Annotated in this window: 4 protein-coding genes and 1 pseudogene; 4 read left to right on the top strand and 1 reads right to left on the bottom strand. The window is 72.6% G+C overall.

Annotation, left to right across the window (positions count from 1 at the left end; all coding sequences use genetic code 11):
• Nucleotides 1-466: pseudogene (locus TR50_RS49615) on the bottom strand (hypothetical protein); the annotation flags it as partial.
• Between the two features lie 54 nt (nucleotides 467-520).
• Between TR50_RS49615 and TR50_RS42160 the strand changes: the two are divergent.
• The 4 genes from TR50_RS42160 to TR50_RS49610 all read left to right on the top strand — a co-directional run.
• Nucleotides 521-757, top strand: a complete 237-nt coding sequence (locus tag TR50_RS42160) for a hypothetical protein (RefSeq protein WP_042436099.1) — start codon at nucleotides 521-523, stop codon at nucleotides 755-757.
• A gap of 31 nt (nucleotides 758-788) precedes the next feature.
• Nucleotides 789-1,112: a WhiB family transcriptional regulator gene (locus tag TR50_RS42155; RefSeq protein WP_042436096.1), complete on the top strand. Its 324-nt coding sequence runs from the start codon at nucleotides 789-791 to the stop codon at nucleotides 1,110-1,112.
• Nucleotides 1,113-1,243: 131 nt separating this feature from the next.
• Nucleotides 1,244-1,711, top strand: a complete 468-nt coding sequence (locus tag TR50_RS46415; protein WP_160311294.1) for a helix-turn-helix domain-containing protein — start codon at nucleotides 1,244-1,246, stop codon at nucleotides 1,709-1,711.
• A 175-nt stretch (nucleotides 1,712-1,886) separates the two neighbouring features.
• On the top strand, nucleotides 1,887-2,081 hold a 195-nt coding region (locus TR50_RS49610), incomplete at its 3' end, for a hypothetical protein (protein WP_042436093.1).

Here is a 2,081-nt window from a genome sequence, read left to right as displayed (position 1 = left end):
CCACCGCGGGCGCACTGTGCTGCGCCTGGTTCGTCGGCCTCACCCCCAAACCGCTGCCGGCCCAGCCGCCGATCGTCCCCGTGCTCCAACCCGGCGTCCCCACCGTCCAACCGAGCCCATCCGTCACCCACCGCTCCCGGACCCGGCGCATCCACCGGCGCCCCGCAGCCGACTCCCCCGTCGGCACGCCGACGCCGACAGCGACCGCAGGAGCCACGCCGACGGCCGTACCCAGCCCGGCGCCCCAGGCGACGACGTCCGCTCCCGCGTCCGCATCCGGATCCGCACCCTCGACGGGCGCCCGCCTCACGGCCACGCCCACCGGCACGGCAAGCAGTGCGACCCCGTCACCCCGCGCCGGCCCGACATCCGCCGGTCCCAGCACGAGCCCCACCGCGCCCGCTCCAGCCACCCGTTCACCGACCGCGCAACCGATGCCGTCAGGCGCCGCCGCCAGTTCGACCAACCGGACCCACCGAGGCAGCTGACACGCCCGTCCGGACACAAAGGAGACCCTCCCATGACAGCCGCCAACCGCCACCGCGCCCCCGTGCCGCCCTCCCGCGCTCCCCGACGCACCGCCCGGGCCCTGCTGCTGGCCGCCACCAGCCTCGGCACGATCGCCGCCGCCCCCGGCACGGCTCACGCATCCCGCGACGCCGTTATGGACGGCGCCGCCCTCACCGGCCCCGGCGTCGACGCTCCCGCCCCTGTCGCACCCCCGATCGCCGGCCCTCACGCCGACCACGCCAGCTGACGCCCCGTCAACGCCAAGGACGCATCCCTCCATGACCGCACCCACCGGCCATCTGCACTACCCCGCACCCCCGCGGCCGATCGTCGAACCCGACCACCCCCTGCCGCGCTTCGCCGGCACCGAACCCTGCCGGACCCGCCCCGACGACTACTTCCCCACCCACTACAACCACGACCGCTCCGAGGTCCGCGCCGCCGTCCTCGCCTGCCGCGTCTGCCCCCAGCAGAACCCCTGCCTGGCCTGGGCTCTGGCCAACCCCCACCTCGCGCCCACCGGCATCTGGGGCGCCACGACCCCCGCCGAACGCACCGCGCTGCGCAGACTCGTCAACGCCAGCGCCTCTTCGCCGCGGTAGACCGGCGGGAAATCCCCGCACCCCCGCACATGCCCGAACAGCCGCCCCCGTATTCAGGTGGGGCAGCTATTTCGGCATGTCCGAGTATGCCCTGGAGCAGTGGGGCGCACGAGCGTAAGAAGGTACGAGGAATGCTGACTCAGCAAGAAGAACGGGAAGTCCACGTGCTCGCCCGGGCCGGTTACACGATCACAGCGATCGCACGCCATCTGGGGCGGGACCGGTCCACCATTCGCGCTTACCTCAACGGTCGGCGCAGCACAGCCGCCCGCGGTCACGCCCCCGGTGCGCTGGGCCCCTTCGTGGACCGCTGCAGACAGCGCCTCGCCGACAACCCCCACCTGAGCGCCGCCGCCCTGTACGCGGACATCACCGCGCTGGGCTACCAGCGTAGTTATGCCTCCTTCACGCGCGCGCTGCGCCTCCTTGACCTGCGCCCCGCCTGCCCCTGCACGTCCCCACGGCACCACCCGGGCCACCGCGACGTCCCCGCACCGACACGCACGCCGCTGGGGAATTTGGGCGAGCAGAAGCGGCGAGTTCCCACGGCGCCGCTGCGCCCTTCGACCGGCTCGAACACCCGAAATACGCCGCCGTGATCCGCGCGAAAACGGCGGAATCCTCTGAGCGGCGGAAACGGCGCGGCTTGAAAATCCGCAAGTCCGAGCCATAGCTTTTCTTTCGTCGGGCTCCAGGGTCGGTTCATCCCCCTCTCGTCAGCGGCTCCGGAGCCCGGCGCAATTCTCTCCAGATTCCAAACGGAAAGATATGACAATGCTCAACGTCGACGAACTTGTCTCCCAGAAGGCCGGCCTCCTGCCCGGCCGGGAGGCCCTCGGTGTCCTCCGGTTCAACTGCGGCACCGCACCGTCCTGCGTCCCCCAGCATCACGGGGGCGGCGACCCCCGCCACGAGGGTTGGGGCGGTGACCGGCACGAGGGTGGCGACCACCGCCACGACGGCGGGGAC

The sequence above is a fragment of the Streptacidiphilus anmyonensis genome (assembly GCF_000787855.1).
In the GTDB taxonomy this organism is placed as follows: Bacteria; Actinomycetota; Actinomycetes; order Streptomycetales; family Streptomycetaceae; genus Streptacidiphilus; species Streptacidiphilus anmyonensis.
Note: the sequence above shows the minus strand (reverse complement) of the source record. Positions and strands in the feature narration are given on the sequence as shown.

Coding starts and splice junctions, on each gene's coding strand:
- TR50_RS42160 (WP_042436099.1), top strand. CDS start 521: ATGACAGCCGCCAACCGCCACCGCGCCCCCGTGCCGCCCTCCCGCGCT.
- TR50_RS42155 (WP_042436096.1), top strand. CDS start 789: ATGACCGCACCCACCGGCCATCTGCACTACCCCGCACCCCCGCGGCCG.
- TR50_RS46415 (WP_160311294.1), top strand. CDS start 1,244: ATGCTGACTCAGCAAGAAGAACGGGAAGTCCACGTGCTCGCCCGGGCC.